The sequence below is a fragment of the Acinetobacter sp. PK01 genome, assembly GCF_022819285.1.
In the GTDB taxonomy this organism is placed as follows: domain Bacteria; phylum Pseudomonadota; class Gammaproteobacteria; order Pseudomonadales; family Moraxellaceae; genus Acinetobacter; species Acinetobacter tandoii.
In genome coordinates this window covers 711574-728529 of record NZ_CP094643.1, presented here as the reverse complement: position 1 = coordinate 728529, position 16956 = coordinate 711574, and the positions used below count along the sequence as shown (strand labels likewise).

21 protein-coding genes are annotated in these 16956 nt (G+C 44.1%); all 21 read left to right on the top strand.

Annotation, left to right across the window (positions count from 1 at the left end):
- The first annotated feature begins 26 nt into the window (after nt 1-26).
- The 21 genes from MP622_RS03475 to MP622_RS03380 all read left to right on the top strand — a co-directional run bounded on the left by MP622_RS03475 (nt 27) and on the right by MP622_RS03380 (nt 16951).
- The gene (locus MP622_RS03475; RefSeq protein WP_243792515.1) at nt 27-848 is read left to right on the top strand and encodes a GPO family capsid scaffolding protein; all 822 of its coding nucleotides are present in this window, start codon (nt 27-29) and stop codon (nt 846-848) included.
- 17 nt (nt 849-865) lie between these two features.
- Complete coding sequence (locus MP622_RS03470) at nt 866-1876, top strand: phage major capsid protein, P2 family (protein WP_044738530.1); 1011 nt, start codon at nt 866-868, stop codon at nt 1874-1876.
- 7 nt (nt 1877-1883) lie between these two features.
- A complete protein-coding gene (gene gpM, locus MP622_RS03465) occupies nt 1884-2567 on the top strand; it encodes a phage terminase small subunit (RefSeq protein ID WP_243792513.1) in 684 nt (227 codons plus the stop codon).
- Nucleotides 2568-2662: 95 nt separating this feature from the next.
- Nucleotides 2663-3115, top strand: a complete 453-nt coding sequence (locus MP622_RS03460) for a head completion/stabilization protein (RefSeq protein WP_151503854.1) — start codon at nt 2663-2665, stop codon at nt 3113-3115.
- Nucleotides 3112-3321, top strand: coding sequence for a tail protein X (locus tag MP622_RS03455; RefSeq protein WP_243792512.1), 210 nt, complete (start codon nt 3112-3114; stop codon nt 3319-3321). Before MP622_RS03460 ends, MP622_RS03455 begins: the two co-directional genes overlap by 4 nt.
- Before the next feature lie 2 nt (nt 3322-3323).
- On the top strand, nt 3324-3683 hold the full coding sequence (locus MP622_RS03450; RefSeq protein WP_044738534.1) for a putative holin: 360 nt from the start codon (nt 3324-3326) through the stop codon (nt 3681-3683).
- Entirely contained in the window at nt 3680-3952 is a 273-nt protein-coding gene (locus tag MP622_RS03445) for a phage holin family protein (protein WP_243792510.1), read from the top strand. The genes MP622_RS03450 and MP622_RS03445 overlap by 4 nt, the downstream gene beginning before the upstream one ends.
- Nucleotides 3949-4803, top strand: a complete 855-nt coding sequence (locus MP622_RS03440) for an N-acetylmuramidase family protein (RefSeq protein ID WP_243792508.1) — start codon at nt 3949-3951, stop codon at nt 4801-4803. Before MP622_RS03445 ends, MP622_RS03440 begins: the two co-directional genes overlap by 4 nt.
- Nucleotides 4800-5330 carry a phage tail protein gene (locus MP622_RS03435; RefSeq protein WP_243792506.1) on the top strand — a complete coding sequence of 177 codons (531 nt, stop codon included), beginning with the start codon at nt 4800-4802 and terminating at the stop codon, nt 5328-5330. The genes MP622_RS03440 and MP622_RS03435 overlap by 4 nt, the downstream gene beginning before the upstream one ends.
- An 8-nt stretch (nt 5331-5338) precedes the next feature.
- Nucleotides 5339-5779: a phage virion morphogenesis protein gene (locus MP622_RS03430; RefSeq protein WP_243792504.1), complete on the top strand. Its 441-nt coding sequence runs from the start codon at nt 5339-5341 to the stop codon at nt 5777-5779.
- Nucleotides 5780-5873: 94 nt separating this feature from the next.
- On the top strand, nt 5874-6503 hold the full coding sequence (locus MP622_RS03425) for a phage baseplate assembly protein V (protein WP_131321795.1): 630 nt from the start codon (nt 5874-5876) through the stop codon (nt 6501-6503).
- Complete coding sequence (locus MP622_RS03420) at nt 6500-6844, top strand: GPW/gp25 family protein (RefSeq protein WP_044738540.1); 345 nt, start codon at nt 6500-6502, stop codon at nt 6842-6844. Before MP622_RS03425 ends, MP622_RS03420 begins: the two co-directional genes overlap by 4 nt.
- Nucleotides 6841-7746 carry a baseplate J/gp47 family protein gene (locus MP622_RS03415; protein WP_243792502.1) on the top strand — a complete coding sequence of 302 codons (906 nt, stop codon included), beginning with the start codon at nt 6841-6843 and terminating at the stop codon, nt 7744-7746. The genes MP622_RS03420 and MP622_RS03415 overlap by 4 nt, the downstream gene beginning before the upstream one ends.
- The gene (locus MP622_RS03410; RefSeq protein ID WP_016168136.1) at nt 7743-8273 is read left to right on the top strand and encodes a phage tail protein I; all 531 of its coding nucleotides are present in this window, start codon (nt 7743-7745) and stop codon (nt 8271-8273) included. The genes MP622_RS03415 and MP622_RS03410 overlap by 4 nt, the downstream gene beginning before the upstream one ends.
- Before the next feature lie 3 nt (nt 8274-8276).
- On the top strand, nt 8277-11204 hold the full coding sequence (locus MP622_RS03405; RefSeq protein WP_243792500.1) for a phage tail protein: 2928 nt from the start codon (nt 8277-8279) through the stop codon (nt 11202-11204).
- Nucleotides 11204-11617, top strand: a complete 414-nt coding sequence (locus MP622_RS03400) for a hypothetical protein (protein WP_243792498.1) — start codon at nt 11204-11206, stop codon at nt 11615-11617. The genes MP622_RS03405 and MP622_RS03400 overlap by 1 nt, the downstream gene beginning before the upstream one ends.
- 103 nt (nt 11618-11720) lie before the next feature.
- A complete protein-coding gene (locus MP622_RS03395; RefSeq protein WP_044738545.1) occupies nt 11721-12896 on the top strand; it encodes a phage tail sheath protein in 1176 nt (391 codons plus the stop codon).
- A 37-nt stretch (nt 12897-12933) separates the two neighbouring features.
- A complete protein-coding gene (locus MP622_RS03390) occupies nt 12934-13449 on the top strand; it encodes a phage major tail tube protein (protein ID WP_044738546.1) in 516 nt (171 codons plus the stop codon).
- Nucleotides 13450-13511: 62 nt separating this feature from the next.
- Nucleotides 13512-13850, top strand: coding sequence for a phage tail assembly protein (locus tag MP622_RS03385; protein ID WP_044738547.1), 339 nt, complete (start codon nt 13512-13514; stop codon nt 13848-13850).
- Nucleotides 13847-13984, top strand: coding sequence for a GpE family phage tail protein (locus MP622_RS17420; protein ID WP_151503994.1), 138 nt, complete (start codon nt 13847-13849; stop codon nt 13982-13984). The genes MP622_RS03385 and MP622_RS17420 overlap by 4 nt, the downstream gene beginning before the upstream one ends.
- A gap of 15 nt (nt 13985-13999) precedes the next feature.
- The gene (locus MP622_RS03380) at nt 14000-16951 is read left to right on the top strand and encodes a phage tail tape measure protein (RefSeq protein WP_243792497.1); all 2952 of its coding nucleotides are present in this window, start codon (nt 14000-14002) and stop codon (nt 16949-16951) included.
- The last annotated feature ends 5 nt before the right edge of the window (nt 16952-16956 follow it).

Below are 16956 nucleotides of genomic sequence, written 5' to 3'. Positions count from 1 at the left end.
GAGTAAATTCCAGAACGGTTAAACACATGACAAATAAATCTAAGTTCTTTCGTGTTGCAGTCGAAGGAGAAACTATTGATAAGCGCGTGATTGAACGCTCTTGGATTGAACAAGCTGCAAAAAACTACAACCAGTCTGTATATGGCGCTCGTATTTGGGTTGAACACTTACGTGGTGTCATGCCCGATTCTTCCTTCCGTGCTTATGGTGATGTACTTGCTGCAAAAGCCGAAGAAGTCGACATTAACGGTGAAAAGAAGCTGGCATTGTTTGCACAAATTGATGCAACTGCCGACTTGGTAGAAATGAATAAAAAGCGTCAGAAGATTTTTACCAGTATTGAAATTGACCCGAACTTCCAAGGCAAAGGCGAAGCCTATTTGGTGGGCTTAGCTGTGACCGATTCACCTGCCTCTATCGGCACTGAAAAATTGAGCTTTTCTAGCATGGTTGCCAAGTTTGGTGAAAATGCAGAAAAGAATGCCTTCTCAATTGCTGAAGAAGCTCAAATTGAATTTGAAGATGACAGCAAAGGCTTATTTGCTGGAATGGTTCAGAAGTTCAGTGACCTGTTTTCTCCTCAAATTGAACAGCAAGGCGCAGAAGCCAAACTGAACTTTACCGAAGTCAAAAAAGTACTCGAGCAAATTGCAGAAACTTTTGGCAAGCAAAGTACGGCTTTCTCAAAAATGCAGCAAGAACTGAATGAGATGCAAACCAAGTACAGCGAACTTGAGCAAAAGCACAACGCCCTTTCAGATTCATTCAATCATCAACCTGACCCAAATCATCACAAGCGACCTGAAAGCACTGGGCATTCGGGCAGTAATGCTGCTGTTGTTTATTAATACGGAATTCTTTAATCATGCGTAACGATACACGTAAAAAGTTTAATCACTACATGGGTGAAGTTGCCCGAATTAACGAAGTGGACAGTGCAGCGGTTCAGTTCACTGTTGCCCCGACACCTTCACAAAAGCTGGAAGAAAAGATTCAACTCTCTAGTGAGTTTTTAGGGCGCATCAATGTCATTGAAGTGGTTGAAGCGACAGGTCAAGCCATTGGTCTTTCTGTAAATAGCACCATTGCTGGGCGTACCGATACCACTGGTGATGCCAAACGTAATCCATCCGATCCGACAGGTTTATCGGCAAATACCTATGCTTGTCAAAAGACCGACTTTGACATTGCCTTGCTCTATTCAAAAATTGATGCCTGGGCAAAGTTTGCCGACTTCCCTGAAAAATGGGCAGGTGCTTGTGCCAAAGCCATTGGTTTAGACCGCATCATGATTGGCTGGAATGGGACAAGCATTGCAGCAACCACCAACCGTAACACCAATCCATTGCTGCAAGATGTCAACGAAGGCTGGCTACATAAAATTCGTACCCGTAGCCCTGAACGCAACATGACCGAAGTTGTAGTGGGTTCAGGAAAAATCACCGTTGGTCCTACGGGTGACTATAAAAACTTGGATGCTTTAGTCAAACAGTCTGTAGATAGCTTGATTGATGAAGTTCATCAAGATGCAACCGACCTTGTGGTGATCTGCGGTCGTTCATTATTGAACGATAAAAACTTTGCCATTTTGAACCAAGACCAAGACAACCAAAACACACTTGCGGGTCAGGTTTTGGTAGGTCAAAAACAGATTGGTGGCTTACCTGCTGTTCGCGTCCCCTTCTTCCCAGACAATGCCTTCCTGATCACCTCTCTCGATAACCTGTCTATTTACTATCAAGAAGGTGGTAAACGTCGCTTCATTCGTGAAGAACCTGAGAAAAACCGTGTTGCTGACTATCAATCAAGCAACGAAGACTATGTGATTGAAGCCTATGAAAAAGTGGCTTTAGTTGAAAACATTGAAGTCCTGTAGGTGATCTATGAACCATGCACGTAATCACTTCCTTCGCGTTTTAGCAGAGAAATCTGCTAAGGCGGATGCCTTTGGAGCAACCCGCCAAGATGCTTCCGTTTACCAGCTTCAACTGGCTGAATTAAAAAACGATAAATCACTGCTTTCACACATTAAATCGGATGAAAGCCGTGCAGAAGCAAAAGCCAAATTGATTCCGAAATACCTACCTTATGTCGAAGGTATTCTGGCTGCCAATCAAAAGGTGGAGGACGAAATTGTCACCACCATCATGCTGTGGTGTTTAGATGCTGGCATGTTTGACTTAGGCTTAAAAATCGCTGTGTTTGCTTTAGAACATGGTTTGGATATGCCCGATTCCTTTAGCCGTGATACTCCAAGCATTGTGGCAGAAGAAATTGCCAATGCGGCTTTGAGCAAACTGAAAGCGGGAGATGTGTTTGATTTGAACATATTGCTTCAAGCGGAACAGCTCACTGAAAGCTATGACCTGCACGACCCAATTCGCGCCAAGTTGTACTGTGCAATTGGCAAGATTTTTCTTTCTGTCGAGAACTATGTGCCTGCCATTGAGTACATGAAAAAAGCCATTGCCAAGAAAGACAATGTCGGCTGTAAGCAAGACCTTGATCGTGCTGAAAAGCTCTTGGCCAAACAATTAGAGGAACAGCAAGCTGCTGCGTCTTCTTAACCTGTGCCCCCCGCACCTGGTCGGCATGATGGGGATGACAAAACTTTTAAGTTGTTGTTCTGAACCATCATCCACCGACCACCTAGGATATGACGATGACTGGTTTTAGCTTTAATGCCCCAACCACCACACCAGATGAGCTGATTGTGAATGATAGCTTCTTTCCCAATCTGCAATTGAACCTGATCCGTGAATCCGTGCGCTTAGATGGCAGTGTTTCTAATGCTCGTCTGAAAGATGCGGCTATCGCAGCCATATTGGAAATTAACGACCAACTGCGCGCACTTAAATTAAAAGCAGCAACGCTCAACGAACTTGCAACATCCACGATCGATGGCAAGCCCAACACTGAACTGTTGTATTTACGGGCAGTTCATTCAGCCATTGCCGCAGACATTAACGAAAAATATCGAAGCTATGACAGCACCAGTGATGCTCAGAAACGTGCTGAACAATTAGCACCGACCATTGATGACCATCGACGTAACTTACGCTGGGCTATCCGGGACTTGTTGGGGACAAGTCGCTGTACTGTGGAATTGATATGAAAAAAGTGAAGTCTGTTCAGGGGGACACGATTGATCTGATCTGCTGGCGTTATTACGGTCGCACTGCGGGTGTCACAGAAACTGTATTGGAATCTAACCCTGCTTTGGCTGAACAAGGACCAATACTCATACTGGGCACTGAAGTGATTTTGCCTGATATCCCTACGCAACAGCAGACAACAAAAACAATTAACTTATGGGATTAAGCATGCCTGAACCAACTGCTACAACCACCACCGCAACAGCCCTCAGTCTAAGTGCTGTCTCCATTCTGCCCTTTATTAACGGCAATGCCTTACTGGGCGCTGTATTGGGTGCCGCATTTATTGCGACTTATGAAAAAGACTTATCGGCATGGCAACGTTTACGCACCATGCTGCTTTCGACAGGTATTGGCTACTTACTTGCCCCTGAAATTACCAGTCGAACCTTTATCACCAGTGATGCCACTGCTGCCCTGATCGCGTCGACCTTTTCACTGTTTATTTTAGTGAAGGCGGTAGATTGGGTAAAGGCATCCAAACTTTCTGACATTTGGAAAACTTTTCGAGGTGGAGGTGCCTCATGATCGAACTCTTATTTCAAACCATTGCCGTTTTAGCTTATCTCTTTTGTGGTGTTCGGATTGTCTGCTTTAGCCGTGAAGAAACATCATTTCACCGTGGCTATTCTTGGCTTGCAGCTTTACTGATTGCCTCATTCCTTGGGCAGTCTGTGCACATTCTTTTCTTTAAAGATCCTGTCACCCTATGGGATGCCATCTTCGCCATATTACTTGCTCTGATTGTGCTACGTAGTCGCGGTAATGTTGCCAAACTGATCTGGAGTTCATCATGAAATTATTGAAGTTTGGAACTAAAGGTTCAGCCGTTTCTGAGCTACAGCAACTCCTGATTAAACACAGCATGAAGGGGAAAAATAACAAGTCACTATCTGTGGATGGTGATTTTGGCGAAAGCACTGAATATGCCGTGATTCAATTCCAGAAGAAGATAGGCATTAAAGTGGATGGCATTGTTGGGAATGCGACACTCAATGCCCTCAAAGGTCTAGACATTTCTAAGCACTTAAAAGATGAGGACTTAACGACTGGTGCAAAACGCCTTGGTGTACCTGAAATTGTCATTCGCGCAATTGCTGAAGTTGAAACACTTGGCGATGGTTACTTGCCTGATGGTCGACCAAAGATTCTATTTGAACGTCACAGTATGTATTTCTACCTCAGCCAGAAACGTGGAAAAGGCTTTGCTGACCAAATGATGAAGCAGTTCCCCAATGTCGTGAACACCCAGACAGGTGGATACCATGGCAAGGCTGCTGAGTACACCCGTTTGGCTTTGGCCAAACAAATTGATGAAGACTGTGCCCTAATGTCTGCTTCTTGGGGACGTTTTCAATTGATGGGTGAAAACTGGAAAGACCTTGGCTATTCATCTGTACAAGAATTTATCGAACAGCACTATCAAAGTGAAAGCCTACAGTTTGAAGCTTTTCTACGTTTCTGCGAGTTCAAGTCAGGTACGGTCGCTGGCAAAAAGTGGACTTTACTGGAGGCATTATGCCAGGAGAACTGGGATGCTGTATTTAGTCTGTATAACGGTCGCAATTATAAAAAACTCGGCTATGACACCAAGTTTCTTCGCGTTATGAACCGCCTAGATCCTAGCTATCAGAGCAATGCAGCATGAAAAAGCCCAATAACCTTCGAGAGTATTTGGTGAGCCATCTGAAGTTTCTTCAGGATAATCCAGACAAACTCAGCATGCATATTGAAAATGGTCGCTATCGTTCTACCCTTGCCAACGGCTACGGCATGGAAAGCATTTCTCCTGTGAAGTTCATTATTCAGGACTTCACGGGGGATCCCGACTTGATTGCCTTCTTGCTATTTCAATGGCTGCGGGTGAATCAGTCTGAATTGCTCGCCAATTTAGACAAGAACAAGAATGCTGTGAAGTTTGAAGCTGAATTTCTGGACAATGACAAAGCCGATGTGATGTTTGAATTTGAGCTGACAGAACGTGTGATTATTCAAAGACAAGACAATGGCAGCTACAATTTTTCTTATCCTGATGAACCTCAATATTCACCAGCATTGCCCGTGACCGAGTGTGAAATGGCCGATGAGCAAGGCAATATTCTAGCAACATGGACCAGTATTGAGCCTTCTAATACTGTTGCACTTGAAATGCCTTTGGCAAAAAAACCTCAGTGAGTTAAACCATGCGTGAAAACTTAGATGATTTGGTTAAATACCTGACGCCATTACTGAATAAACTCAGTGATGGCGAAATGTCTAAACTGAATAAAAAAGTCGGTGCAGATTTAAGACAGAGCCAACAACAACGGATTGCGGCTCAACTTAATCCCGATGGTTCTAGCTATACTCCAAGACGGTTACGAGACGGTAAACGGATCCGTCGCAAAATGTTCACCAAATTACGTGCCCAACGATATTTCAGAAATTTTTCTAATGCCGACAAAGTCAGTGTTGGATTTTTAACTAATGTCGTTTTTGTGGCACGTATTCACCAAGAAGGTTTACGTTCTCGCGTCAGTCAAAATGGTCCTACTATTACCTACCCCAAACGTGAACTGTTAGGCTTCACACCAACTGATATTCAATTGATTGAAGACTCTGTAATGCGACACTTAAAAACTTAACTTTGTCGCTAAAATGAAGAAGTTCTATTTGTAATATCCCCTCTTACAAATTGCCATTAATGCAAGACACACAGCCTTAACGCAAAGTAGGCACATGAGTGCTGAAATCCATCGTCGCTTAGAAAATTTGATCCGTTTAGGTCGAATTAAAAGCGTTACCCCTGCTAAACCTTTTCATACAGTCACTGTCGATCTAGGCGATATCGTGACTGATGAATTACGTCTATTCAATCTTCGTGCAGGTGCAGACCTGAGCCATGACTTACCTAGTATCAATGAAGAGTGTGTGGTCTTTAGCCCTACAGGTGAGCTGACGCTCGGCATTGTTTTGGTGGGTTTAAATAATGAAGCGTTTCCCACTCCGTCATTGAATCCCAACATCAAATTAAGAGTTTATGAAGATGGTGCCATGATCAGCTATGACACAGCCAACCATTCCTTACAGGCAATTCTTCCGAATGGCGGTACTGCCATTCTCACCGCAACTGGAGGAATTACCGTGAATGGTGACACCACCATCAATGGAAATCTGCAAGTGAATGGCAGCACAGCAATGACTGGCAATAACACCGTAGGCGGTAGCCAACTCGTTCAAGGCAGCAGTCATTCTTCAGGTAACTTTAGTACCGAAGCTGATGTAAAAGCCGGAAGCATTAGCCTGAAAAATCATAAACATGGTGGGGTTCAAGCGGGTGGCTCTGATACAGGAGTATCCAAAGCATGATGTCACGTGAAACTGGTCAAAGCCTTGATGTGATTCCCCATATCAAACAATCCATTCAAGACATTCTCTTTACCCCAATTGGTAGCCGCGTGATGCGTCGTGAATATGGCTCCATGATTTTCAAACTGATTGACCAACCCTTTAATGATGCTGTGCGTCTGCAAGTCATGGCAGCCAGTGCTACAGCCATTATGACTTGGGAAGACCGAGTCAAACTGACCAGTGCCAAGTTTTCCAAAGCCGAAGATAGTCGCTTCCAGATTGACCTAGAAATGCAGCTCGTCGGTACAGATCAAACCAAGAAACTCTCTATTCCTTTAAATTACGGGTCTTCGCTATGAGTGTTGATTTTTCGCAATTGATTCAACCAGATATCATCGAAGAAATTGACTTTGAAGCTCTATATACCGAGCGTAAAGAAGCACTTATTCAGCTCTGGCCAAGCGAAGAGCAACCCTCTATTCGCCAAACACTGACACGTGAAAGTGAACCTCTGGTTAAGCTGCTTCAGGAAAACTGTTATCGGGAAATGATTTTACGGAATCGGATTAATCAGGCTGCTCGTGCCCTGTTATTGGCTTATGCAACAAAAAATGATTTAGACCAACTCGGCGCTAACTTCAATGTTAAACGTCTAGTTGTTTCTCCAGCCGATAATTCCACTACACCACCAACTGAAGCAGTCATGGAATCAGACGATGCTTTCCGTGAACGGATTCAACTGGCTTTTGATACCTTATCTGTTGCAGGACCTGAAGCAGCTTATAAAAAATTTGCCCGTGATGCCGATGGCCGTGTGGGGGATGTTTCGGTGGTTTCACCTCAACCTGCCTATGTCACTTTAACCATTTTACAAGCGGACTCTTTGACTGGAGCTGCTTCTCCAGAACTGGTTCAAATTGTCACAAATGCGGTGACCGCAGAAGATGTTCGTCCTATTGGTGATCGAGTCACTGTTCAATCGGCATCAATTGTTAACTATGCCATTAATGCCAAACTCTACATTGGCAAAGATCCAGAAGCAGCAACGCTATTGCAACAAGCAATTGCCAATGTAACTGCCTACGCCACGAAACAAAAACGATTGGGCAGATCCATTCGCATGTCTGCAATCTATGCAGCTTTACATATTGATGGTGTAAATCGAGTCGAATTGATTAGCCCTACGGCAGATGTCGTATTAACACCTGCCCAAGCATCCTATTGCACCAGTATTTCAGTGATGATCGGAGGGGTTGAATGAGCCAATTACTCCCTCCGAATAGCACTCAATTCGAGCGAAATTTCACAGCAGTTACATCACAAAATAGTGCCTTATCTGTAGCAATCAAAACACTGGCTTCCATCGATGATGCGCCAGATCCATTTTTATCATTTCTTGCTTGGCAGTATTCAGTCGACTCATGGGACACCAGTTGGCAACCGTCATTACAGCGTCAACTGATTAAAAAATCCTTTCGCCAACATCAAATTAAAGGAACGCGTCAGGCGGTTCGTGAAGTACTGGCACAGTTTGGCTATCAGTGCATTTTCAAAGAATGGTTCGAAGCCACCCCTATGGGTACACCAGGAACTTTCACCTTAGAACTGGATCTCAATGGTCTGGAACTGACCGAGGACACCTATGCCGAAGTGAATCGGCTTGTAAAAGATGCAAAGCCTGCCAGTCGTCACCTCACCAATTTAATTATTAATGTTCAACCCATCTGTATTCCGCGAGTTGCTGTCGGCACTCATGGCGCGGAAACAGTCACAATTTATGTCGAGTAGAATATGGCAGCAACCTACAAAGGTATTTTAACCAATAACGGTAAAGCACTGATTGCCAGTGCAACCCTCAATAATAAAATCAACTATTCTCATATTGCGGTTGGGGATGGCAATGGCTCAGTGCCTACGCCTTTAGAAACGCGAACTGCATTAGTAAATGAAAAAGCTCGTATCGCTCTCAATGTCGTCGAGATCAATCCAAACAACACCAATCAAATCGTCTGTGAAGCTATTATTCCTTCAACTACAGGTGGTTTCTATATTCGTGAACTTGGGCTTTATGCAGGTTCAACCATGGTGGTGAATGCCAACTATCCACCCACCTATAAACCTTTAGCCGATGAAGGTGGCGCACGTGAAATTGCGCTGAAGCTCGTTATTAATATTCAAAATTCTGAAGTTATCGCACTCTATTTAGATAATTCATTAATTTACGCGACTAGAGCATGGGTCGATACCAATTATATTCGTCGTAATGAATTGGTGGATAATCTGACCACCAGTGATTCAACGAAACCGTTGACGGCAAAGCAAGGTAAAGCACTTCAAGACAATAAATTAGATAAGACTGCAAATGCTGTAAGCGCAGAAAAACTAAGATTATCGGGCGATAAACACCTGACAAGTACAACATCAGGTTGGGTGAAGTTTGCTACCGCTAAAATTCTGCAAAGCGGTGATAGTGTCAGAATCGATTTTACGGGTGGTCAAGGTTACAACGCAGGATTAGTCGCACAATGTGCTATTCAGAGCATTGTATTGCGATCAGGTAATGGAACGCCTGCGACAGGTATGAATTGCGTCTGGTATACAGTTGATGGCCTCAATAACTTTTTGAATGTTGGGTTTGTCGCATTAGGCTCAGATAATTATGAAATCTGGATTAATGCAGCAAGTTACATGCGTGTTCAATGGGTGGCATTTGTGAGTTTAAATTCACAGCTTGATATTAATCCACAAGTTGTACAAGTGAACGCTCCCGATAATTTAGTTGGAGCAACAAATTACATTTTGCCTCGTATAAGCAGTAATGTTGCTTCTGCTAGTAAATTACAAACAGCTCGAACGGTCAGTTTCTCTGGTGCTGCCACGGGTTCATTCAACTTTGATGGTTCAGTAAACTCGTCCTGTATTCTAACCCTTGCCAATTCTGGCGTGGTTGCGGGGACTTATGCATCCACCATTCAAATTCCATCCATTACGGTAAATGACAAAGGCCAAATCACAAGTTTGTCACAACAGAACATCCGTTCAGCTTCAGTTACCCAAAGCGGTGTAGTTCAACTGAATAACACATTGACCAGTACCGCTATAGATCAAGCCTTAACGGCTGCCCAAGGTAAAGCATTGCAAGACAGCAAATTAGCGAATAGTTCTAATCTTTCAGATTTAACAGATGCTGCAACTGCAAGAACAAATTTAGGTTTGGGTTCAGCTTCGACGTACAACATTGGGACTTCTGGGTCTGCGGTACCATTACTGAATGCAACAAATAAATGGGCACCTCAATCGATTAGCGCTTCATACCCTTCATTACGTCTCGAACTAGCAAATGTAAATGAGGGTTCAACCAGTAAATGGTGGGGGATTGAAGCTTCAGGTACTGGGGATGCGTCTAGCTGCTATGTATGGAGACGTTCTGAACCAAATAATAATACAGGTCAAATAGTTGTTTATTTCCCTTTAGCATCGGGCACACTTGCGCTGACCAGTTCAGATATCACAGGCAATGCAGCGACTGCAACCAAACTTGCTACAGCACGGGCAATTAATGGTGTCAATTTTGACGGTTCAGCAAACATTACAATTGCTGATGCTACAAAGCTTGCGTTGACAGGCGGTACGGTTACAGGTGTAACGACTTTTAATGCCTCAATTACACTTAAAAGTGGGATTAACTCCGCGGTGGCGGTCAGCTTTCTTAATTCTGGTTCTGCTCAAAATATTAATGTTGGTGGCTTATTAGTATCGAACTCATATTCAGATGCATCATTGGTACCAGTGAATGGGATCTACGCTAAAGGTGATATCAAGACCATTGGGTCTATGTATGCCAACAAATTCGAAGGCGATCTCACAGGCAATGCCACGACTGCGACTAAACTTGCAGCAACGAAAAATATCAATGGCACCCCATTTGATGGTTCTGCTGATATTAATATTAGTAATCTTCCTGCGGATATTACTATTGGGAACGGTAATACCGAAGGTTATAACTTATTAAAATTCGGCAACTACAATAAAATTTCTGGTGCAGGCTATGCACAATATTTACATACAGGAAAATGGAACAGCACTAATAGACAAATTGGTCTGAGTTTGGCCAACGATGTAGGCGCTACGATTTCTACACTTTTTCTCGGTGAAGATGGTGCATATTTTCATAACGGTACTGCTTATAAGCTTGCGCGTTTAGTTGACAATGTTGCGAGTGCAACAAAATTAGAAACAGCACGCACCATTGGCGGAGTCAATTTTGATGGTACGGCCAATATCAATTTACCTGGTGTAAATACGACAGGTAATCAAAACACCACAGGTAATGCTGCAACAGCCACCAAACTGGCAACAGCCCGAACCATTGCCTTAACTGGAGCTGTCACAGGTTCGGCTACTTTCGATGGCTCAGGCAATATTTCTATTGATACGGTTGGTTTAGGTGTTGGTCAGACTTGGCAAAACTTAACAGCAAGTCGTTCACTTGCAACTACGTATACCAATTCTACAGGTAAACCCATCATGGTATCTGTCGCATGGGAGCAGAGTAACCAAGGTGAAATGACGCTTACAGTTGGTGGAGTTGCTGTAGATCGAGGTCGTCAAAACCAAGTTGGTGGTGGTGCAGCAGTTCAGGCCATTGTTCCAGCAGGTTCAACCTATAGTGTGACAAGTACAGCCAACACCATCGCATTCTGGTCGGAGTTAAGATAATGAAATACTTTAAGAACCCTACAGGTGAAGTCTACGCATTCGAAGCAGATGGTTCACAAGATGATTTAATTACAGATGAATTTGTAGCAATGACCGCAGATGAAATTGATCGCCATCTCAATCCACAAAACTATCTCAGTGATGAAGAAAGAGAACAGCTTCGACTGGCTCAATTCCAATCACTCACCCGTCGTCAGTTTAAATTGGCATTATTGGAAAATAACCTACTCGAAACCGTCGAGCAGACCATCAATACAATTGAAGATCCAACGCTCAAGACCCGTATTCAAATTGAATACAACGAATCAGAACGGTTCGAACGTAGTAATCGATCTGTTCAATATATGCTTGGATTTCTGAATTTAACTGCTAAGCAAGTCGATGAAATGTGGTTTTATGCCTCTACTCTCTAAATTCGAATTTGTAGCATACCCTCTTACAAAACCCCACGCTTAAAACGTGGGGTTTTATATGCAAGCCTTTTGTTGAACTAGAACATCAACAAAAGGTTGCCCTATGGCATTAGATGAATATCACCACGGTGTCCGAGTTGCAGAAGTCAATAACGGTACACGTTCCATCCGAACGGTGGCTACCAGTATTATTGGCTTAATTGCAATTGCTTCAGATGCCGATGCTACGCTGTTTCCACTAAATACACCTGTGCTTGTCACCAATATCCAAAGTGTAATTGGTAAAGCTGGTGTACTTGGTACATTAAAATCTTCACTACAAGCAATTGTCGATCAGACTAACACCACCGTAGTGGTAGTCCGTGTAGATAGTGCACAAACCGAAGCAGAACAAAGCTCGCTTGTCATTGGCACCACCACAGCAGCAGGTCAATACACAGGCTTAAAAGCTTTGCTTACAGCCAAAGCAAAACTTGGCGTCACCCCTCGCCTCATTGGTGCACCAGGACTTGATACCCAAGCTGTGACCACTGCACTTGTAAGCACTGCACAAAAGCTACGCGCATTTGCTTATGCATACGCCTATGGCTGCGAAACAAAAGAAGAAGTGGTGGCTTATCGTGAATCCTTTGCGGCCCGCGAGCTTATGCTCATCTGGCCACAGTTCATTCGCTTCAACACGGAAACCTCCCAAAACGAAGCCATTTCCCCTGTGGCTTATGCGCTAGGTCTACGTGCCAAAATCGACAACCTTACAGGTTGGCACAAAGTCATTTCCAATGTGGCAGTCAATGGTGTGGTTGGTATCAGTAAAGACGTCTGGTGGGACTTACAGCAAACAGGAACTGATGCCGACTATCTCAACTCAAATGGCATCACCACACTGATTCGTGAAGATGGCTTTCGCTTCTGGGGTTCACGTACCTGTGACACTGATGGTCTATTTCCTTTCGAGAACTATACCCGTACTGCGCAGATTATTGCCGATACCGTTGCTGAAGCACACTTGTGGGCAGTCGATAAACCATTGCACCCATCATTGGCAAGTGACCTGATTGAAGGCATTCGCGCCAAACTCAGTGACCTGACCAATAACGGCTATCTCATGGGTGGTGAGGCTTGGTATGACGAAACCAAGAACCCAGTAGAAAACCTCAAAGCTGGTAAATTCCGACTGTCTTATGACTACGGTCCTGTTCCACCTCTCGAAGATCTTGGTTTCTACCAAATGATCACAGACGACTACCTCGCAGATTTTGGCGCACGGATCACGGCATAACGCTGTGATTTGTCCGCCCCTTATTTGAGTAAAACACATGGGACTACCAAACAAACTTAAAAACCTGAACCTATTTAATGATGCTGAATCATTAGTGGGTGAAATCGCTGAATGTACCCTACCCACCCTAGGACGTAACTTTGAAAATTGGCGTGGTGGTGGCATGAATGCTCCAGTCGCGATCGATCAAGGCATGTCTGAAGACTCTATCGACTTTGAATGGAAAGTTGGTGGACTCAACCTAACCTCAATTCGTCAATACGGCATTACCTCTGTCTCTGGTGTCTTGCTACGTTTCGCTGGTGCTTACCAACAAGATGATACGGGTGCTGTCACTCCTGTCGAAGTGGTGCTTCGTGGTCGACATGAAGAAATCAACATGGGCACACAAAAGCCAGGTGATGACACCGAGCAAACCATCAAAACCAAATGGACCTATTACAAACTCACAGTCGACGGCAAGAAAGAAATCGAAATTGATATTTTGGCGATGAAAGAATTCGTCAATGGTGTCGACCGTTTAGAAGCGCAGCGCAAAGCCTGCGGACTGTAATGCCTTACCTACTGCATCGCATCATGCAGTAGGACTCTTTTCATATTCAGGAAATTATCAACATGACCACCCAACAACAAGCTGAAAACCTAGCTGCTATTCAAAACCCAAATGAAGCCAAATACACCCTTGAAACTCCTCTTCAAGTCGGTGGGCAAACCATTACCGAAGTCATCATTCGTAAACCAGGCACAGTGGCACTTGCGGGATTGTCCCTACAAGACATTTACCGTTCCGATGTAAATGCCCTTTGCCAAGTCATTCCCAAATGTGTTTGGCCACAAATCCCTCGTGAAGCCATGCCACTGATTGACCCTGTCGATCTGGGACAAATTGCAGGACACATCATCTATTTTTTGATGCCGAAGTCGCAGCGTGCAGCGACCGATATCCAGTTATAGACAGCATTCCAGATGTCATCGCAAACATCGCTCTGATCTTTCATTGGTCGCCACGAGACTTCGCAGATATGAGTTTAAGCGATTTGTTTATGTGGCACCAAAAGGCTTTAGAGCGCAACCAAACCCACGAGTAAAGGTAATACCCACCAATGTCGACCTTAAATTTACAAGTTCTTTTTGATGCAAAAGACAGAATCACAGGACCTATGAAGGCGATTATTGGGGGTTCACATGACCTCAGCAGCGCCTTCAAACAAACCCGTACCGAACTTAAAGCCTTGCAAGATCAGCAAGGCAATATCAACCGTTATAAAGAAACCCAAACGGCATTAGAGGCCACAGCCAATAAACTCAAAGACTATCGTGCTGAACTCAAGCAATTGCAAACTTTACAGAAAAGTGGCAACACGCTTACAGAAGCCCAGCTCAACAAAATCAAGAATCTCGAACAAGGTATTCGTCGACTTAAATCCACCGAAGCCACTCAACGCAGTGAATTACAGTCACACATCCAAGCCCTGCAAAAATCAGGGATAAATGTCGATAAACTGTCCAAAGGTGTAGAGCAATTAAGCGATGAAGAAAGTGCCCTGAAAGACAAAATCCACCAAACCACCATGGAGTTAAATAAACATCGCAATGAACTAGACAAAAATAGTGAGGCTCAAAAGCGTTTTGCCAAAACCCAAGCCATCCTACAAAAAGGTTCGGACTTCGCCAAAAAAGGCTTAATGGTTGCAGGTGTTGCAACTGCAACCATGACAGTACCTGTCAAACTGGCGATCGACTATGAATCATCCTTGGCCGATGTCAAAAAGGTTTTTAACGGCACGGCAGCCGAGTTCAAAACCATTAACAATGAAATTGTAGAAATGTCGACACGCTTGCCCATGGCAGCCAAAGATATTGCGGCTATTGTCGCAGCAGGTGCACAGTCAGGCATTGCCAGTAAGGAATTGACCACCTTTGCTGAAACAGCCGTGAAAATGGGGGTCGCTTTCGATATTTCCGCAGAAGAGTCAGGTCAATCCATGGCAGAGCTACGTACGGCCTTTCGTATGTCACAAGCTCAAGTCACCACCCTTGCCGACCAGATTAACTATCTTGGTAATAACACACCTGCCGCAGCCAAAGGTATTTTGGAAATTGTGCAACGTATTGGACCATTAGGTGAAGTGGGTGGCTATGCTGCTTCCAGTATTGCTGCTCTTGGTGCAACTTTGCGAGGCATGGGCATTCAAGAAGAAATTGCAGCAACAGGGATTAAAAACACCATGCTGGCTTTAGTCGCGGGTGAGTCTGCAACGAAAGGACAAATCGCAGCCTATAAAGAACTTGGTCTAGATTACGGCAAAGTCGCAAAAGACATGCAGCAAGATGCTAATGGCACAACCCTCATGGTACTTAAGAAAATTGCGACCTTAGAGAAATACAAACAAGCTGCTGTACTTTCCGATCTCTTCGGCAAAGAGTCCTTAAGTGCAATTGCTCCACTACTCACCAACATGAGCGCATTGGAAAAGAATTTGGGCTTAGTAGCAGACAAAAGCAAATATGCAGGCTCTATGGAGCAAGAATATGCAGCTCGTGCAGCCACTTCTGCCAATAACATTCAATTGCTCAAAAACAGTGTCGCCGCTTTAGGTATCGATATTGGCAATGTCTTACTTCCTCCACTGAACAGTGTCATCACCAAAGCCCGTTTATTCACCAATACCATTACAAATTGGGCAAAAGAAAACCCAATACTCGCAGCGAGCTTAACTAAGGTAGCCGTTGGAGGTGTCATCCTACTAGGTGCAGTATCAGCATTGGCTTTAGGCGTACTCACACTGGTCGGTCCTCTGGCTATGTTAAAACTATCCATTGCCACTGTTGGCACTGGAGCTGGTATTGCAGCTTCAGCGCTCAAACTCATGTTGTTACCCATAAAAATGATTGGACTCGCCTTCCTAACAACGGGACGTATACTACTTGCCAACCCAATGATTTTGGCGATCACGGCCCTTGTAGCTGTAGTAGCAGGTGCTGCCTACCTTATTTACAAAAACTGGACACCAATAACCCAAATGTTTAACCAAGTTTGGACAGGTGTAAAAAATGCTTTTAGCTCAGGAATCAGTTTCATCAAAGGTATCATTCAAAGTGTAGATACCACTTTTGCAAATAATCCTTTGCTGAATCTTCTTGTTCCAATCATCGGTATTCCTCGTACCATAATTGCAAACTGGTCTGTTATCTCAGGATTTTTCAGTGATATTTGGCAACAAATTACGAGTACTGTTTCGACGGGTGTAAATACGTTATCAAACTATGTGAGTAGCGGGTTTTCAACTGTAAGTCAGATCATTTCTACAGCCTGGAATAACGTTAAAAATACAGCATCTGCCGTATGGAGTGGCATCAAAAACATTGTATCTACCGCGTGGAATGCACTTTGTACTATTTTCCTTACCGTCACCCCATTGGGTTATATCATTCGTAATTTCAATGCCATTGTGGCCTTTCTGACGAGTTTAGGTTCCCGTATGGTCGGTATTGGTAAAAATATTGTCGATGGTTTAATTAACGGGATCGTATCTGGCTTTAATCGTCTTAAAGGCGTATGGGAAAAAATTAATAACTACATGCCCGACTTCATGCGTAAGAAAATGGATATTCACTCCCCCAGCCGTGTCATGGCAGGCATGGGTGGTCATATTGTCGATGGCATTGGAGTTGGACTAAATAACCGTACTCCAGCACTGCAAACCCAGTTCAAGCAAACCCTCGGCATCTTTGATACCTCCATGCCGACTGTCGGCTCAGGCATGAAGCGACCCTTTCTAGACACCGTTGGACTCACTGAAAAACCTGTACCTGCAAAGCACCTCAATGGACAAAGTGACCGCAGCCAACAAGCCCCAAAATTCCAACGTGTTGCTGCCATTCAAAGCCCAAGAAGTATCAGCATTACCAACAGTGACAGCATTCAAATCCACATCAATACCAGTGGACAAGGACCACTGCACAATGCAGCCAATGAAGTACGTCAAGCCTTAGAGCAGCGTGATCGGCAGCGCAATGCTCAACTTCGTCGTATGTTGACCGATCGGGAGTAATGCAC